This window comes from Isoptericola sp. S6320L (genome assembly GCF_023015685.1).
GTDB classification, from domain to species: Bacteria; Actinomycetota; Actinomycetes; order Actinomycetales; family Cellulomonadaceae; genus Isoptericola; species Isoptericola halotolerans_A.
Genome location: NZ_JALKAT010000015.1, coordinates 48507 through 65413, shown reverse-complemented (window position 1 = coordinate 65413; position 16907 = coordinate 48507). Strand labels below are relative to the sequence as shown.

Annotated in this window: 14 protein-coding genes and 1 riboswitch; of the genes, 12 read left to right on the top strand and 2 right to left on the bottom strand. The window is 71.6% G+C overall.

Translation table 11 applies throughout. The features are described from left to right. Positions 1–12 precede the first annotated feature (12 nt). Positions 13–1419, bottom strand: coding sequence for a carboxylesterase family protein (locus MWU57_RS10385; RefSeq protein WP_246909104.1), 1407 nt, complete (start codon positions 1417–1419; stop codon positions 13–15). Positions 1420–1609: 190 nt separating this feature from the next. Here MWU57_RS10385 and MWU57_RS18400 point away from each other — a divergent pair, with 190 nt between their 5' ends. After that, the gene (locus MWU57_RS18400; protein WP_246909102.1) at positions 1610–3112 is read left to right on the top strand and encodes a winged helix-turn-helix domain-containing protein; all 1503 of its coding nucleotides are present in this window, start codon (positions 1610–1612) and stop codon (positions 3110–3112) included. Between the two features lie 95 nt (positions 3113–3207). On the opposite strand, the gene MWU57_RS10375 is transcribed toward MWU57_RS18400, so the two are convergent. Next, positions 3208–4737: an alpha-N-arabinofuranosidase gene (locus tag MWU57_RS10375; protein WP_246909100.1), complete on the bottom strand. Its 1530-nt coding sequence runs from the start codon at positions 4735–4737 to the stop codon at positions 3208–3210. A 141-nt stretch (positions 4738–4878) separates the two neighbouring features. Between MWU57_RS10375 and MWU57_RS10370 the strand changes: the two genes are divergently transcribed. The 11 genes from MWU57_RS10370 to MWU57_RS10320 all read left to right on the top strand — a co-directional run bounded on the left by MWU57_RS10370 (position 4879) and on the right by MWU57_RS10320 (position 16799). Further along, on the top strand, positions 4879–5904 hold the full coding sequence (locus MWU57_RS10370) for a LacI family DNA-binding transcriptional regulator (protein WP_246909098.1): 1026 nt from the start codon (positions 4879–4881) through the stop codon (positions 5902–5904). A gap of 174 nt (positions 5905–6078) precedes the next feature. Continuing rightward, entirely contained in the window at positions 6079–7452 is a 1374-nt protein-coding gene (locus MWU57_RS10365) for an ABC transporter substrate-binding protein (RefSeq protein WP_246909096.1), read from the top strand. 72 nt (positions 7453–7524) lie between these two features. Next, on the top strand, positions 7525–8499 hold the full coding sequence (locus tag MWU57_RS10360) for a carbohydrate ABC transporter permease (protein WP_246909094.1): 975 nt from the start codon (positions 7525–7527) through the stop codon (positions 8497–8499). Beyond that, complete coding sequence (locus MWU57_RS10355) at positions 8499–9413, top strand: carbohydrate ABC transporter permease (RefSeq protein WP_246909092.1); 915 nt, start codon at positions 8499–8501, stop codon at positions 9411–9413. Before MWU57_RS10360 ends, MWU57_RS10355 begins: the two co-directional genes overlap by 1 nt. Positions 9414–9502: 89 nt before the next feature. Next, positions 9503–11014, top strand: a complete 1512-nt coding sequence (locus tag MWU57_RS10350; protein WP_246909090.1) for an alpha-N-arabinofuranosidase — start codon at positions 9503–9505, stop codon at positions 11012–11014. Then, entirely contained in the window at positions 11011–12075 is a 1065-nt protein-coding gene (locus MWU57_RS10345) for an arabinan endo-1,5-alpha-L-arabinosidase (RefSeq protein WP_246909088.1), read from the top strand. The genes MWU57_RS10350 and MWU57_RS10345 overlap by 4 nt, the downstream gene beginning before the upstream one ends. A 35-nt stretch (positions 12076–12110) precedes the next feature. After that, a riboswitch (ZMP/ZTP riboswitch) is annotated at positions 12111–12198 on the top strand. Positions 12199–12240: 42 nt separating this feature from the next. After that, the gene (gene glyA / locus MWU57_RS10340; protein WP_106267054.1) at positions 12241–13521 is read left to right on the top strand and encodes a serine hydroxymethyltransferase; all 1281 of its coding nucleotides are present in this window, start codon (positions 12241–12243) and stop codon (positions 13519–13521) included. Then, positions 13518–14399 carry a bifunctional methylenetetrahydrofolate dehydrogenase/methenyltetrahydrofolate cyclohydrolase gene (locus MWU57_RS10335; RefSeq protein WP_246909086.1) on the top strand — a complete coding sequence of 294 codons (882 nt, stop codon included), beginning with the start codon at positions 13518–13520 and terminating at the stop codon, positions 14397–14399. Before glyA ends, MWU57_RS10335 begins: the two co-directional genes overlap by 4 nt. A 67-nt stretch (positions 14400–14466) precedes the next feature. Beyond that, positions 14467–15330: a PPK2 family polyphosphate kinase gene (locus tag MWU57_RS10330; protein WP_246909084.1), complete on the top strand. Its 864-nt coding sequence runs from the start codon at positions 14467–14469 to the stop codon at positions 15328–15330. Positions 15331–15408: 78 nt separating this feature from the next. Next, positions 15409–15891, top strand: a complete 483-nt coding sequence (locus MWU57_RS10325) for a VOC family protein (RefSeq protein WP_246909082.1) — start codon at positions 15409–15411, stop codon at positions 15889–15891. 89 nt (positions 15892–15980) lie between these two features. Then, the gene (locus MWU57_RS10320) at positions 15981–16799 is read left to right on the top strand and encodes an exodeoxyribonuclease III (protein WP_246909081.1); all 819 of its coding nucleotides are present in this window, start codon (positions 15981–15983) and stop codon (positions 16797–16799) included. Positions 16800–16907: the final 108 nt, after the last annotated feature.

Sequence of the window (16907 nt, the reverse complement as noted above, 5' to 3'; positions counted from 1 at the left end):
CGGGTGGGCGGGTCAGGAGCGGCGGGTGACGCGGAGCCCGCCGCTCCACCCGGGGCCGACTCCGACCCGGTCGGCGGACAGGCGTCCGGTCCTGGCGAACTCGACCCACGCCGCGCGCAGGGCGCGACCGGCCTCGACGAGGTGCGTGGCGCCGTCGGGCCCGATCACCGGGGCCTCGGCCCACCGCTCCGCGTTCGGGAAGAGCAGCCCGAGCTCGACGGCGTGGGTGGCCCCGAGCGGGTTGCCGTCGGGGCGCGTCGACAGCTCGGCGGCGACGACGGCGGCACCGGCGTCAGCCATGTTCTTCGCGAACGCCCGGGCCCCCCGGCGGAACAGGGTGTCTGTGACGCGGCGTGCCACGAGCCGGAACAGCAACGGGCCGACCACCGGCCTCGCCCGCAGGGCGCGACCCTTCGGGTCGAGCTGGACGAACGCGCTGCCGTCCTGCCTCGTCCAGGTCACCAGGAGCTCCAGCTCGGGTGCCCGACGGCGCCACGTGGCCAGGAACTCGTCCTCCGGCGGCAGGGGAGCGCGGCCGTACTCGGGGGCGAACGGCATCCCGGCACGGTCGTTCATCCCCGCCACGGCGGCGGCCGCCCGGACCTGCGCGGCCACGACGTCGGTGACCGGGGAGCCGGCGGTGAGGTCGCCCGCCGCGCCGACCAAGGCGTCGTGGATCTCCGCGCGGCCGCCGCGGACGCCGAGCGGCGGACTCTGCAGGATGGCGCGCCGCAGCAGCCCGTCGGTGCCGTCGGCACCCAGGACGTGTGCGAGCAGGTCCGCCCCGGCGGACTGACCGAACGCCGTCACCTGGCCGGGGTCGCCCCCGAAGGCCTCGATGTGCTCCCGGACCCAGCGCAGCGCCTCGATGACGTCGAGGAGGCCGAGGTTGGCCGGCCGGGGTGGCCGTCCGTCCGCTCCGCCGTCGTCCCCGAAGAACCCGAGGGCGCCGAGCCGGTAGGTGACGTTCACGACGACGACCCCGTGCTCGCGGACCAGGGCGACCGGGTCGTAGCCGGGGAGGTCGCCGGCACCGGAGACGTAGGCGCCGCCGTGGACCCACACGAGGACCGGGAGCAGGGTGTCGTCGGCCGGGCTGCGGACGGGGCGGGTGACGCTGAGCCGCAGGCAGTCCTCGGTGAACGTCATGCCCGCGAGCTGGGGTCCGTACACCTCGTCGGCGGCGCTGGGTGGTTGAGGGCACGCGTAGCGGTCGAGCTGGCGCGCCGCGGACTCCTCCGGGTCCGGGGGGACCGGAGTCGGCGGTTCGAACCGCCCTGCGCGGGCGTAGCGGATGTTGCGGACCTGCTCGACGTCGTGGCTGTGACGCAGTGCGGCGAACGTGCCGAGCGGGGTCTCGATCCGGGTCTGGTCGCCGGCCGTGCCGGCATCGTGCGGGGCGGTGGACCGTTCGGTCATGGCGTCCTCCTCGACGGCGTGGGGCCACCGTAGCGAACCGACCGGGCGGTATGTCCAGTGCGGCTGCGGGCGAAACAGAGCCCCGAGCGGCCGGCGGGTCACGATCGGCTCCCGATCCCGGCGGGAGCGTTGACTTCCCGAGCGGCGACCTGTTGATATATGGAGTCATCACCATATTTCGGAGGAATACGTGACTCAGCAGGACGTGTCGGCGACCACGGCGGGCGACGCCACCTCGAGACCCCGCTATCGCGGCCGGCACCTGCCGATGGTGGCCGTGGTCATCGCCGCCTTCATCGCGACGGCGCTGGCCTACAGCGGCATGGTGCTGTTCGGCCTCGAGGTCGCCCACATGGAACCGCTCGAGGCCTATGCGCTCGCGGGATTCCTGGAGGTCAGCCTCGTCGCCGTCGCCCTCATGGCGCGCAACGCCGCGCTCGAGGGGCGGCCGTACGGGGTCCTGCTGACCCTGACGTGGGTCCTGTCCGGCACCTCCGGCGTCTTCGCGGCGCTCCACGAGGTGGCGGTGCCGACCGCCAGCACGCCCTACATGGTGGTCTTCCGGTTCGTGCCGCCGCTGGTCGCGGCGCTGATGTGGCACCTGGCGCTGGTCGGCGAGCGGCACCTCGTCACGGGGCACACCCTGGACGAGCGCCGCCGCGAGCACCGCGTGCACCAGTACGTCACGGCTCTGGAGATGTGGCGCGACGCGCGGCTCGACAGCTCGGGCAGCCGTCGTGCCACGAAGAAGATCCGCGCGTCGCACGAGCGCCAGCGTGCCGCGCGCGACCGCGCGCTGAAGCTGCTGACCGTGGAGGACTTCGAACGGCGGATGCAGGTCTGGGTCGAGCGGCTGGAGGCTGCCGAGCGTCACGGCAGCAGGCTCGACACCATCGGCGCGAGCTCGGTCAAGCGCGGTATGGCCCGCGGAACCGTCCTGGCCGAGGACCCGGCACCGGCCGATGCTCGGCCGGCAGGCTCCGCGTCGACCGTGGCCGCCACCGAGCCTGTCGCCGCTGAGCCCGTCGCCGCTGGACCTGTCGAGGCCGAGCCGGTCGTCGAGCCGGTCACGACGGCGGCCGTCGCGTCGCGCGACGAGGACGACGGCGAGCGGACCGCCGAGCCGGAGCCGTTCGCCGAGGACTTCGGCGCCGCACTGGGCGGTGAGCCCACGGGTACGCGCGGCACGGGTCCGCGCGAGACCGAGGACGAGCCAGAGGCCGTCGCGCGCGAGCACGGCCCGGCGGAGGCGCACAGCGAGGCGCCGCAGCCGTCCGAGCCGCTGCCGGAGACCGGGCACACCCGCCGGGTCGAGGTGTTCGACCTGGTCGGCCGCTCCGACACCGCGACGGGCGCGATCCCCCGGGTGCCCACCTGGTCCAACCTGCACGGCACCTCCGAGCTGCCGACGGACGCGCCGAGCACAGCCCTCGAGGGCGCCGAGAGTGCCGAGAAGGCGTCGGAGGACGACGAGAGCACGGCGGTGACCGACGGCGCGGGCGAGGGGAGCGAGGAACCGTCCGGCCGCGACCGCCGCATCCTGATGCTCGCCCGCGCCGGCCTGAACCAGCGCGAGATCGCCGACGAGGTCAAGGCGTCCCGGTCGACCGTCAGCCGGGTGCTGCGCCGGTTCGAGGACCAGAAGCCCGGCTCCGAGCAGGCCGACGACGAGCTGGCGCTCGCCCCGGCCTGACCTGCCCGCCGCGAGAGCGACCCGCATCCCGGGATCCGCCGACCGTGCCGGTCGGTGCCGGTCGGTCCCGGGACGCGGGTCGTTCTCGCGGGTGCTCAGGCGCGCGCGAACGTCCCCGCGAACGCCGTCCACGACTCCGGCGCCAGACGGACCGTCGTGGTCCCGTCCGCGGAGCCGACGAGGGCGCCGGCCACGTCGACGGCCGACCAGGAGGCCTCCGCGACCTTGGCGGCGTGCTCCGGGCCGTGCACGGCCGTCTCGTGGTCCGCGAGCATCTGGTGCCCCTCGGTCAGGGAGAGCGTCGCCCCGACGTGTGCGAGGTCCACCTCGACGACCTGGTCCGACCGGTTGGTGAGGAACAGGCCCAGGCTGCCGTCGTCGTCGACCGTCGCCGCCGCGGTGACCGCGGGGGCCTCGCCGTGCCGCTCGGTCCGGAGGCTGGGCGCGTCCACCCGCACGTCGAGGGCCGTGCCGCGGGCCAGGCGCGCCGTCGTCGCGAACGGGTAGAAGGTGGGCTGCCGCCAGGCCTCGCCGCCGGGCTCGGTCATGATCGGTGCGATGACGTTGACGAGCTGGGCGAGGGCCGCGACGGGGACCCGGTCGGCGTGGTTGAGCAGCGTGACCAAGAGGTCACCGACGACGACGGCGTCGAGGGCCGAGTAGACGTCCTCGATGATGCGCGGGGCGTCCCGCTGGATCGGCAGGTTGGCCTCTCCCGGGAAGCGGGTCTCGAGGTACCAGACGTTCCACTCGTCGAACGAGATCGTGATCTTCTTGTCGCTGCGGCGCTCGGCACCCACGGCGTCGGCGGAGGCCACCACGCGGTCGATGAAGCGGTCCATCGCGGTGCCGGAGGCCAGGAAGGACGCGCGGTCGCCGTCGTGCTCCTCGTAGTAGGCGTGCATCGAGATGTGGTCGACCAGGTCGTAGGTGTACGACAGGACGGTGCGCTCCCACTCGCCGAACGTCGGCATCTGCATGGAGCTGGAGCCGCACACGACCAGGGAGATCGACGGGTCGACGAGCTTCATGGCCTTGCCGGCCTCGGCGGCGAGCTTGCCGTACTCGTGGGCGTCCTTGTGGCCGATCTGCCACGGGCCGTCCATCTCGTTGCCCAGGCACCAGAGCCTGACGCCGTAGGGCTCGGTGCGCCCGTTGGCGATCCGCAGGTCGGCCCACCGGGTGCCGGCCTCGCCGTTGCAGTACTCGACCAGGGCCGCGGCGGCCGCGACCCCGCGCGTGCCGAGGTTGACGGCCATCATCGGCTCGATCCCCTCGCGCTCGGCCCACTGCAGGAACTCGTCGGTGCCGACGAGGTTCGGCTCGACGGTGCGCCACGCGAGGTCGAGGAACGGCTTGCGCTCGGCGACGGGGCCGACGGCGTCCTCCCAGACGTAGTTCGAGACGAAGTTGCCGCCGGGGTAGCGCACCATCGACACACCCAGCTCGTGGGTGAGGTCGGCGACGTCGCGGCGGAAGCCGTGCTCGTCGGCCGCGGGGTGCTCGGGCTCGAAGATGCCGGTGTAGACCGCACGGCCCAGGTGCTCGACGAACGAGCCGAACAGGCGGCGGTCGACGACCCCGCGGCGGAAGTCGGGGTGCAGGGTGATGCGGGCGTCAGCCATGGTTCTCGGTGTTCCTCTGCGAACGGAGCGGGATGTGCCGCCGATGGTTACAACGATGTAGAGTGAACCACGACACAGGTGTCCGGCACCAGTCGGCCGCCCGTGTCCTACGCTGGGCGCGTCGATCAGGAGGAGAGTCACGTGGCAGTGACCATGCATGACGTGGCGCGCAGGGCCGGCGTCTCGATCAAGACGGTCTCGAACGTCGTCAACGCCTACCCGCACATCCGGCCCGAGACGCGCCGGCGGGTCCAGGAGGCGATCGACGATCTCGGCTACCGGCTGAACACGACGGCGCGGAACCTGCGCCAGGGGCGCACCGGCATGATCGGCCTCGCGCTGCCCGAGCTCTCTCTGCCGTACTTCGCCGAGCTGGCGGACTCCGTGATGCGCGCGGCCGAGGCGCGCGGCGTGGTGGTGCTCATCGAGCAGACGGGCGCCCAGCGCGAACGGGAGCTCCAGGCGCTCGACTCCGCGCAGCGCCGGCTCACGGACGGCCTGCTGTTCTCGCCCCTCGCGCTGGAGCCCGAGGAGACCGAGAAGCTCGAGGTCGACTACCCGATGGTGCTGCTCGGCGAGCGGATGTTCGGTCCCGTCGACCACGTCACGATGGCCAACGTCGAGGCGTCGCGGGCGGCGACGCTGCACCTCATCGAACGGGGTTGCCGACGGATCGCGGCCATCGGCGCCCACCCGGGCGAGACGATGGGCTCGGCGCGGCTCCGGTACGACGGCTACCGCAAGGCGCTGGCCGAGGCGGGCGTCCCCTTCGACCCCCGGCTGGTGGTCGAGGCGGGCCTGTGGCACCGCGCGACCGGCGCGGAGGCGATGTCCACGCTGCTCGACTCCGGCGTGCCCTTCGACGGGGTGTTCGGCATGAACGACGCGCTGGCGCTCGGTGCGCTGCACGTCCTCCATGCGCGGGGGGTCTCGGTGCCCCACGACGTCGCGGTCATGGGCTTCGACGACGTCGACGACGCCCGCTACTCGGAGCCGTTGCTCAGCACGATCGACCCCGGCCGGGAACAGATCGCGCAGACGGCGGTGGACCTGCTCCTGGACCGCATCGGCGGGTCCACCGTCGAGCCGCGCCGTGTCGTCGCGGAGTTCCAGGTCGTGGCGCGCGAGTCCAGCCTGCTGGGCCGCCTGGTGTCGCAGGGCGGCTGACGGTGCGTCAGGTTGCGCGACGGTAACGGTTGTCGGCCGCTGCTTGCATCCGTCTCTACAACGGTGTAAAAAAGTCCCATCCCGTTGTTGTACAACGATGGAGAGAGTGCCATCGGCGGCACCCTCACTGAGGGCCAAGGTGGCCCCGGCGCACTCATTCAAGGAGGACATCGAATGCGCATCTCACAGCGCCGTGGTGCAGCAGCAGCTGTTGCCACACTGACGGTCGGAACGCTCCTGGCGGCCTGCTCGTCCGGGGGGTCCGCCGACGGCGGGGCCACCGCGGAGGGCGGCGGCGACGCCGCCGCCTGCACCAACGAGATCAAGAAGCCGGACGCCACCGAGGTGAGCGTGTGGGCCTGGTACCCCGCGTTCGAGTCGGTCGTGGACCACTTCAACGAGACTCATGACGACGTCCAGGTCTGCTGGACCAACGCCGGCCAGGGCGCCGACGAGTACAACAAGTTCTCCACGACGATCGAGGCGGGCTCCGGTGCTCCGGACGTCATCATGCTCGAGTCGGAGATCCTGCCCACGTACACGATCCTGAACTCGCTCGCCGACCTGTCCGAGTTCGGTGCCAACGAGCTGGAGAGCCAGTTCACCACCGGTGCCTGGTCCGACGTCACCAGCGGTGACTCCGTCTACGCGATCCCGGTCGACGGCGGCCCGATGGGCATGCTGTACCGGGCCGACATCTTCGAGGAGTACGGGGTGGAGGCGCCGACCACCTGGGAGGACTTCGCCCGGGCGGGCCAGGAGCTGCGCGACGCCGGCTACGAGGGGTACATCACCAACTACCCGACCAACGGCAACGCGCTGAACTACGCGCTGTTCGCGCAGAACGGCTGGAGCCCGTTCGAGTATGACGCCGCGAACCCGCAGGAGATCGGCATCGACGTCGCCACCCCCGAGGCGGAGCAGGTCCTGTCGTACTGGAAGGACCTCATCGACCAGGGCCTCGTCTCCACCGACGACGCCTTCACCTCGGACTACAACACGAGCCTCGTCGACGGCACCTACGCCGTCTACCTGGCGGCCGCGTGGGGCCCCGGCTACCTCCAGGGCCTGTCCGACGCCGACAGCGAGGCCGAGTGGAAGGCCGCGCCGCTGCCCCAGTGGGACGCGGACGACCCCACCCAGGTCAACTGGGGCGGTTCCACGTTCGCCGTGACGGAGCAGGCCGACGACAAGGCGGCCGCGTACACCGTGGCCAGCGAGCTGTTCGGCGACATGGACGCCTGGGAGCTCGGCATCGACGAGGCGGCGCTGTTCCCGCAGTGGAACGAGGCGCTGGAGTCCGACTACTTCGTCAACAAGGAGTACGAGTTCTTCGGCGGCCAGCAGATCAACAAGGACGTCTTCATCGAGGCGGCCAACGGCTACGAGGGCTTCTCGTTCAGCCCGTTCCAGGTCTACGCGTACGACCAGCAGACGCAGGCGCTGTTCGACATGGTGGAATCCGGCGGTGACGCCACCACCACGCTGCAGACCATCCAGGACGCTCTCGTGTCCTACGCCCAGCAGCAGGGCTTCACCGTCAAGTGATCGAACGGCCGCCGGCCCGGTCAGCCGGGCCGGCGGCCCTTCTTCCACGCAGGATCGCGCAGGGAGTACACCATGACATCGTCGACGGCCGTCGACCGGCCCGCCGGGCCCGCCCCGTCCGGCGCCCGCGGCACGAAGCCTCGCCGCAGCACCTCGACCAGCACCATCGACAGCAAGCGCCAGTGGTGGGGATGGCTGTTCGTCGCCCCGTTCACCGTCGTCTTCGTGCTGTTCCTCATCATCCCGCTCTCCTACGCGTTCTGGATGAGCCTGCACAACAAGGGCCTGGCGACCGGCGGTGAGTCCGTGTTCGTCGGTGCCGACAACTACGTGCGGGCGTTCACCGACCCGGTGTTCCTCGAGGGTCTGCTCCGCGTGGCCAAGTTCGTGGCGGTGATGGTGCCCGTCCAGATCGGCCTGGCGCTGGTCTGCGCCCTCGTGCTCGACACGCTGGCCACCCGGTTGTCCAAGGCCTCCCGGCTGCTGATCTTCGTGCCGTACGCCGTGCCCGCCGTCATCGGTGCGCTGATGTGGGGCTTCCTCTACAGCCCGCGGTTCGGCCCGGCCACCGACGTCTTCGGCCTGTTCGGCCTGACGGCCCCGGACTTCCTCAGCTCGTCGATGATCTTCGCCTCGCTGGTCAACATCGTGACCTGGCAGTGGGTCGGCTACTACATGATCATCATCTACGCGGCGCTGCGGACGATCGACCCCTCGGTCTACGAGGCCGCGCGGATCGACGGTGCGAACGGCCTGCAGACGGCGCTGCGCATCAAGGTGCCCATGGTGTCGTCGTCCATGGTCATGGTCGTCGTCTTCTCGTTGATCGGGACGCTGCAGTTCTTCACCGAACCGACGGTGCTGAGGTCCGTGGCGCAGGGGGCGATCCCGTCGGACTACACACCGAACATGTACGCCTACTCGCTGGCGTTCTCCTACAGCCAGTTCAACTACGCGTCCACGATCGCGTTCGCACTCGGCATCTTCGTGTTCATCGGGTCGTACATCTTCCTGTACGTCACCCGCAAGCAGAGTGGACTCAAGTGATGACTACGGACACCCAGACCAGCCCGACCGCGACGAAGCGCGCCCGCCGCTCCGGGACAGGTGCGAACGGCGGTCGCCGCATCGGTTCGCACGCGTTCCTGGTGCTGATGGCGCTGTACTTCGTGGTCCCCCTGTGGTTCCTCGTGGTGGGATCGACCAAGTCGAACAGCGGCCTGTTCGTCGGCTCCGGCGGGGCGTTGTGGTTCAACGACGAGTTCTCCCTCGTCGACAACATCCGGGGGCTCTTCGAGCACCAGGGTGGCATCTACTGGATCTGGTTGCGCAACTCGTTCATCTACGCGTTCGCGGGCGGTGTCGGTGCGACGGTGCTCGCCGTCCTCGCGGGGTACGGGCTGGCGAAGTACCACTTCCGGGGACGCACCGCCTACTTCACGGTGCTGCTCGGTTCGGTCATGGTGCCGCTCACGGCCCTGACGATCCCGACGTTCGTGCTGCTGAGCGACATCGGCCTCATCAACACGATGTGGGCCGTCATCCTGCCGTCGCTCCTGAGCCCGATCGGCGTCTACCTCATCCGCGTCTACTCGCAGGACGCGATCCCGAGCGAGATGCTCGACGCGGGCCGCGTCGACGGCGCCGGCGAGCTGCGCCTCTTCTTCCAGGTCGCCCTCCCGCTGCTGCGGCCGGCGATCGTGACGGTCCTGCTGCTGGCCACGGTGTTCAGCTGGAACAACTTCTTCCTGCCGCTGGCGGTGCTGCGCGACACGGACCTGCTGCCGGTCACGGTCGGCCTCAACCAGTGGCAGGCCCTGTCGAACGCCGGTGCGGGCGGCGAGCAGGTCTGGAACCTCATCGTCACCGGCGCCATGGTCTCGATCATCCCGCTCATCGCCGCGTTCCTCGGCCTGCAGAAGTACTGGCAGGGCGGGCTCTCCCTCGGCTCGGTCAAGTAGACCGTTCCCTCCCAGCTCCCGGTGGGCACTGGCACGGTGCCCACCGGGCTCCATCGTCGACCGCCATCACCCCTCACACGGGAGGTCTCATGCTGCCCGCCACCGTCACCGTCGACCCCGCGTTCGTCGTCGGGCCCGTGCGTCGTCGTACCTTCGGCTCGTTCGTCGAGCACCTGGGCCGGTGCGTGTACACCGGCATCCACGACCCCGAGCACCCCTCCGCGGACGCCGACGGGTTCCGCGGCGACGTGGTCGAGCTCACCCGGGAGCTCGGGGTGTCGACCGTGCGCTACCCGGGTGGGAACTTCGTCTCCGGCTACCGGTGGGAGGACGGCATCGGGCCGGTCGCGGAGCGGCCGCGGCGCCTGGACCTGGCGTGGCACTCCACCGAGCCGAACCTCGTGGGTGTCGACGAGTTCATGCGGTGGGCCGCCAAGGCCGGCGTGGAGCCGATGATGGCGGTCAACCTCGGCACGCGCGGGGTCCAGGAGGCCCTGGACCTGCTGGAGTACTGCAACGTGCCCGGCGGGACCGAGTGGTCCGACCGCCGGCGGGCCAACGGTGCGCAGGACCCGTACCGGGTCACGATGTGGTGCCTGGGCAACGAGATGGACGGGCCGTGGCAGATCGGCGCGAAGACCGCCGCCGAGTACGGTCGCCTCGCCGCCGAGACGGCGCGCGCGATGCGGATGATCGACCCGGACCTCGAGCTCGTGGTGTGCGGGTCGTCCAACTCCGCCATGCCGACGTTCGGCGCGTGGGAGCACACCGTGCTCACCGAGGCCTACGAGCACGTCGACCACGTCTCGGCGCACGCCTACTACTACGAGACCGACGGCGACCTGGCCTCGTTCCTGGCCTCCGCGGTCGACATGGACCACTTCATCGACTCGGTCGCCGCCACCGCGGACGCGGTGCGCGCCGCGGGCAAGCACAGCAAGCGCATCAACATCTCGTTCGACGAGTGGAACGTCTGGTACCAGCAGCGCGCCGAGTCCCGCCCGCCGTCGGGCGACGACTGGCCCATCGCGCCCGTGCTGCTCGAGGACCGCTACAACGTGGCCGACGCCGTGGTGGTCGGCAACCTGCTCATCAGCCTGCTGCGGCACACCGACCGGGTGCACGCCGCCTCCCAGGCCCAGCTCGTCAACGTCATCGCCCCGATCATGACCGAACCCGGCGGGCGCAGCTGGAAGCAGACCATCTTCCACCCGTTCGCCCTGACCTCCCGGCACGCCACGGGCGACGTGCTGCGCCTGGCGATCGACTCACCGGTGACCGAGACCGCCCGGTTCGGCGAGGTGCCCGTGCTCGACGCCGTGGCCACCCACGACCCGGACACCGGCGAGGTCGTGCTGCTCGCCACCAACCGCTCGGTGACCGACCCCGTCACCCTCGACGTCGACCTGCGCGGCTTCGGCGCGCTGCGCCTGCTCGAGGCGCTCACGCTGTCCAACCCCGACCACACCTGGACCGCGACCGCCGACGACGACACCACCGTGGTCCCGCGCGCCAACACCAGCGCCAAGATCGCCGACGACCGGGCGTACGCCGAGCTACCCCCCGTGTCCTGGACCATCATCCGGCTCGGGCGGGCGTGAGCCGCGCCGGGCGTCGCCGTCGGCCCGTGGTCGTCGCCCTCGCCGTGCTCTGCGTCGCCGCGGTCGCGAGTGGCATCGGGCTCGGCGTCCTGCGCCCCTGGGCGGAGCCGGCGACCGAGCCGCGACCGATCGCGCTCGACGGCGACCTCGCCACCCACGACCCGGCGCTCGTCGTCGGTGCAGCGGGGGAGCCCTGGTTCGTCTACTCCACCGGGGTGCCCAACAAGGCGCTGGGCGCCCCCGTCGTGAACCGGTCCGACGACGGCGGGGCCACCTGGGAGCAGGTCGGCCCGGCCTGGGGGAGCGACGAGGACCCGCAGTGGGTGCGCGAGTCGATCGAGGGCGTCGAGCACTACTGGGCGCCGGAGCTGGTCGAGCACGACGGCACCTGGTACCTGTACTTCTCCGCCTCCACCTTCGGCTCCAACACGTCCGCGATCGGGCTGGCCACGGGCTCCACGCTCGACCCCGCCGACCCGGACTACGGCTGGACCCACCAGGGTGCCGTCTGGCGCTCACAGGCCGGCGACACCTACAACGCCATCGATCCCGGCGTCGTGGAGGACGCCGACGGGAACCCGTGGCTGTTCTTCGGGTCCTTCTGGGACGGCATCCACGCCGTGCCCCTCGAGTGGCCCTCCGGGATGCCGGCGGACGGCGCCGAGCCGGTGCTGGTCGCGAGCCGCGGCGACGGGGAGAACCAGATCGAGGCGCCGTACGTCGTCGAGCGCGACGGCTGGTACTACCTCTTCGTCTCGTGGGGCAAGTGCTGCTCCGGGGTGAGCTCGACGTACTCGATCCAGGTCGGGCGCTCGCGCGACGTCACGGGCCCGTACCTCGATGCCGAGGGGCGGGACATGGCCGACGGCGGCGGCACCGAGGTGCTCGCCACCGACGGCTCCATGATCGGTCCGGGCGGGCAGTCGGTCTCGCAGGGGCACCTCGGGTACCACTTCTACGACGGCGACGCCGCGGGCGCGTTCCGCCTGGCGGTCCAGGAGCTCGGCTGGTCGGACGGCTGGCCCGTCGCGACCCCGGAGGTCCCCGTCCCACCGGGGTAGGCACCTCTGCCCCGCCGACCGGCCATCGGCTACTATCGGACCGTCGCGACTGGCGTACAGGTGGATCACCACCGGGGAGCGACGCGCTGTGCTGACGACGGGTCGGTCGCCTGGGCCCGGTCGGTATCGACAACCCGTGCACCCGCCGACACAGCAGGAGACGCCATGAGCACTCCCGACCCCATGAACGCGCCGCTCGCCGAGCTCGACCCGGAGATCGCCGCCGTCCTCGACGGCGAGCTGGCCCGGCAGCGCGACACCCTCGAGATGATCGCGTCGGAGAACTTCGTCCCGCGCGCCGTGCTGCAGGCCCAGGGCTCGGTCCTGACCAACAAGTACGCCGAGGGCTACCCCGGCCGCCGTTACTACGGCGGCTGCGAACAGGTCGACATCGCCGAGAACCTGGCGATCGCCCGCGCCAAGGAGCTTTTCGGTGCCGAGTACGCGAACGTCCAGCCGCACTCCGGCGCCCAGGCCAACGCGGCCGTGCTGCACGGGCTGATCAACGCCGGGGACAAGATCCTGGGCCTCGAGCTGGCGCACGGCGGCCACCTCACGCACGGGATGAAGATCAACTTCTCCGGCAAGCTGTACGACGTCGGCGCCTACGGCGTGGACCCGACGACGCACCGCATCGAGATGGACGAGGTCCGCAAGCGCGCCCTCGAGCACCGCCCGGACGTCATCATCGCGGGGTGGTCCGCCTACCCGCGCCACCTCGACTTCGCGGCGTTCCGCGAGGTCGCGGACGAGGTCGGCGCCAAGCTCTGGGTGGACATGGCGCACTTCGCCGGCCTCGTGGCCGCCGGGCTGCACCCGTCCCCGGTGCCGCACGCCGACGTCGTCTCCTCCACGGTGCACAAGACCATCGGCGGCCCGCGCTCCGGGTTCATCCTCGCCAAGGAGGAGTACGCGAAGAAGCTGAACTCCGCCGTCTTCCCGGGCCAGCAGGGTGGTCCGCTCATGCACGTCATCGCGGGCAAGGCGGTGGCGTTCAAGGTCGCGGGCACCGACGAGTTCCGGGCCCGTCAGGAGCGCACCGTGCGCGGCGCGCAGATCATCGCCGAGCGGCTGCTCCAGGCCGACGTCGCCGACACCGGCGTCTCCGTCCTGACGGGCGGCACCGACGTGCACCTGGTGCTCGTCGACCTGCGCCACTCCGCGATGGACGGCCAGCAGGCCGAGGACCTCCTGCACGACGCCGGGATCACCGTCAACCGCAACGCCGTCCCGTTCGACCCGCGCCCGCCGCGCGTCACCTCGGGGCTGCGCATCGGCACGCCGGCGCTCGCCACCCGCGGGTTCGGCGACGCCGAGTTCACCGAGGTCGCCGACATCATCGCCACCGCGCTGAAGGACGGTGCGGCGGCCGACGTCGACGCCCTCCGGGCCCGCGTCACGAAGCTCACCGCCGCGTTCCCGCTCTACCCGGAGCTGCAGCAGTGAGCGCACAGAAGCTGGACGGCAAGGCGACCGCGGCGGCCATCAAGGACGACCTGCGCGAGCGGGTCGCGGTGCTGCGCTCCCGAGGTGTGGTCCCCGGCCTGGGGACCCTCCTCGTCGGGGACGACCCGGGCTCGCAGTGGTACGTCGCGGGCAAGCACCGCGACTGTGCCGAGGTGGGCATCGAGTCCATCCGCGAGGACCTGCCGGGCGACGCCACGCAGGAGGACGTCGAGGCCGCCGTGGCGCGCCTGAACGAGGACCCGGCCTGCACCGGCTACATCGTGCAGCTGCCGCTGCCCGCCGCGATCGACACGCACCGTGTGCTCGAGCTCGTGGACCCCGCCAAGGACGCCGACGGCCTGCACCCGACGAATCTCGGCCGGCTCGTGCTGCGGGTGGACGGGGAGCTCGACTCGCCGCTGCCCTGCACCCCGCGCGGGATCGTCGAGCTCGTCGAGCGGCACGGCGTCGACTGGGCGGGCAAGGAGGTCGTCGTGCTGGGCCGCGGTGTCACCGTCGGCCGGCCGATCGGGCTCCTGCTCACCCGCAAGGCCGTGAACGCCACGGTCACGCTGACGCACACCGGCACCCGGGACCTGCCGGCGCTCGTCCGGCGTGCCGACGTCGTCGTGGCCGCGGCGGGCGTCGAAGGGCTCGTGACGGCCGACATGGTCAAGCCCGGTGCGGTGCTCGTCGACGTGGGCGTGTCGCGCCGGACGGACCCCGAGACCGGGAAGTCGCGGGTGGTCGGCGACATCGCACCCGACGCCCGCGAGGTCGCGGCGTGGTACTCGCCGAACCCGGGCGGCGTCGGACCGATGACCCGCGCGATGCTGCTGGCGAACGTCGTCGAGTCGGCGGAGCGCGCGGCAGGCTGACCGTCGCACCGGCGTCGGCCGTGCAGCACGGCCGACGCCGGTGCCCCGCCTTTGCCATGATGGTCGGATGACCACGACGAGCGAGGACCGCTGGACCGCCGACCCCGGCGAGCTGCTCAGGGTGTCCGAGGGGTTCCTGCTGGCCGACGTCGACCCGGACGCGACGCCCGGGTACGACGGACGCAAGAAGGAGGGCCGGCGCGACCTGCTCGCCGGCGCGGAGCAGCTGGCCGCACTGCAGGAGCGCCTCTACGCCCAGAGCAGCGCCGACCCGTCCACGCCGGCGGTGCTGCTCGTCCTGCAGGCGATGGACTCCGCGGGCAAGGGCGGGATCGTCCGGCACGTCATCGGGGCGACCGACCCGCAGGGGATCCGGCTCAAGGCGTTCAAGAAGCCGACGCCCGAGGAGATCGAGCACGACTTCCTCTGGCGTGTGGAGAAGGAGGTCCCGGATCCCGGGTACATCGGGGTCTTCGACCGTTCGCACTACGAGGACGTGCTCATCGGCGCCGTGCGCGAGCTCGCCCCGCCGGCGGAGGTCGCACGTCGCTTCGAGGCGATCAACGACTTCGAGGGGCGGCTCGCGGCCTCCGGGACGCGACTCGTCAAGGTGATGCTCCACATCTCGTCCGAGGAGCAGCGCGCGCGCCTCATGGAGCGCCTCGAGCGGCCGGACAAGCACTGGAAGTACAACCCGGGCGACGTCGACGAGCGGCAGCTCTGGCCGCGCTACATGGAGGCGTTCCAGACGGTGTTCGACCGGACCTCGACCTCGCAGGCTCCGTGGCACGTGGTGCCGGCCAACGCGAAGTGGTACGCGCGGCTCGCCGTCCAGGCCCTGCTGGTGGCCACCCTGGAGGACATCGACCCCCGGTGGCCCGCAGCCACCTATGACGTGGCGGCGGAGAAGCGGCGTCTCGCAGCCACCTGAGGACCGATGAGTCCCGGACCCCCGGGGCGTCGTACCTCTCGAGACCCCCGGACCGCGGGGGCGACGGAGGGAGTCGACATGGTCACCGTGCGACCGCACCTGTGGTTCGCCGACAACAACGCGCACGAGGCTGCGGCCTTCTACGCCGAGCACGTGCCCGGCTCCCGGGTCGGGACCGTGCGCACGGCGGCCGAGGGCATCCCGGGCGTCACGGCCGGCGAACCGTTCATCGTCGAGTTCACGGTCTGCGGGCTCGACGTCGTCGGCCTGAACGCCGGGCCGGACCTCCGGCTCGACGAGGCCTTCAGCTTCTACCTCCTGTGCGACGGGCAGCAGGAGGTCGACCACTACTGGGACCTGTTCACGGCGGACGGCGGCAAGCCCGGACCGTGCGGCTGGTGCACCGACCGCTTCGGGGTCAGCTGGCAGGTCGTCCCGAAGCAGCTCGAGGAGCTCAGCGGCGACTACTCCACCGCGGCGAACCAGCGGACGGTCCAGGCGATGCTGAAGATGTCCAAGATCGACGTCGCCGCCCTGGAGGCCGCTCACGCGGGCACCTGACGGGAGCGCGGGCGGTCGGTGCGTGAGATCCGCCGCTGCGGCGGTCGGCGGCTGGCCGCCTGTCGGCGGCGTGTGGTGGTATTGCCCGCGTGCTGACCATCGCGACCGCCAACGTCAACGGGATCCGTGCCGCCTTCCGCCGGGGCATGCACGACTGGATCTCCCACCGCTCGCCCGACGTCCTGCTGCTGCAGGAGGTCCGCGCCCCGGACGCGATCGTGCGCGACTACCTCGAGGGCTGGCACGTCGCGCACCTGCCGTCCGAGCTCAAGGGCCGGGCCGGCGTCGCCGTCGCGTCGCGCCTCCCGATCGCCGCGGTGCGCGGCGGGCTCGCCCGGCCAGCCGACGGCACCGAGCCCGACGTCGACACCGGGCGGTGGGTGGAGGCCGACCTGACGCTCCCCGACGGCGGGACGCTCACCGTGGTCTCGGCGTACCTGCACTCGGCGTCGTCCAGCCCGGGCCAGGAGCACACCCTGGTGGCCAAGTACGCCCACCTCGAGAAGGTGACCGCGCGGCTGGCGGAGCTCGCGTCCGGTGGCGTGCCGGCCCTCGTCGCGGGGGACCTGAACATCGCGCACCGTGAGGTCGACATCGCGAACTTCAAGGGCAACCGCAAGAGCGCCGGGTTCCTGCCGGAGGAACGTGCCTACGTCGACCGCTGGCTCGACGCCGGGTGGACCGACCTCGGGCGCGCTCACGGGGGTGACGGTCCGGGTCCGTACACGTGGTGGACCTGGCGGGGGCAGGCGTTCACCAACGACCGGGGGTGGCGCATCGACTACCAGCTCGCGAACGAGGCGCTCGCGGGCCGGGCGGTGAAGGTCGAGGTCGACCGGGCGCCGTCGTACGAGGAGCGGTGGAGCGACCACGCGGCGGTGGTCGCGACGTACTCGCTGCCGCTGTGACCAGGCCGAGGTGAACGTGTGATGCACGAAACTGCGCCTGTTCATCTGCTGTTCACCTGGCATCCGTGATGGCGTCATCCGGCCCTGGTTCTCTCGGAGAGCAATGAC

What these genes read in the sequence shown, in the direction of transcription:
- MWU57_RS10385 (WP_246909104.1), bottom strand. Translation starts at nt 1,419, where the DNA reads ATGACCGAACGGTCCACCGCCCCGCACGATGCCGGCACGGCCGGCGAC.
- MWU57_RS10325 (WP_246909082.1), top strand. Translation starts at nt 15,409, where the DNA reads ATGGTCACCGTGCGACCGCACCTGTGGTTCGCCGACAACAACGCGCAC.
- glyA (WP_106267054.1), top strand. Translation starts at nt 12,241, where the DNA reads ATGAGCACTCCCGACCCCATGAACGCGCCGCTCGCCGAGCTCGACCCG.
- MWU57_RS10360 (WP_246909094.1), top strand. Translation starts at nt 7,525, where the DNA reads ATGACATCGTCGACGGCCGTCGACCGGCCCGCCGGGCCCGCCCCGTCC.
- MWU57_RS10365 (WP_246909096.1), top strand. Translation starts at nt 6,079, where the DNA reads ATGCGCATCTCACAGCGCCGTGGTGCAGCAGCAGCTGTTGCCACACTG.
- MWU57_RS10350 (WP_246909090.1), top strand. Translation starts at nt 9,503, where the DNA reads ATGCTGCCCGCCACCGTCACCGTCGACCCCGCGTTCGTCGTCGGGCCC.
- MWU57_RS10355 (WP_246909092.1), top strand. Translation starts at nt 8,499, where the DNA reads ATGACTACGGACACCCAGACCAGCCCGACCGCGACGAAGCGCGCCCGC.
- MWU57_RS10330 (WP_246909084.1), top strand. Translation starts at nt 14,467, where the DNA reads ATGACCACGACGAGCGAGGACCGCTGGACCGCCGACCCCGGCGAGCTG.
- MWU57_RS10375 (WP_246909100.1), bottom strand. Translation starts at nt 4,737, where the DNA reads ATGGCTGACGCCCGCATCACCCTGCACCCCGACTTCCGCCGCGGGGTC.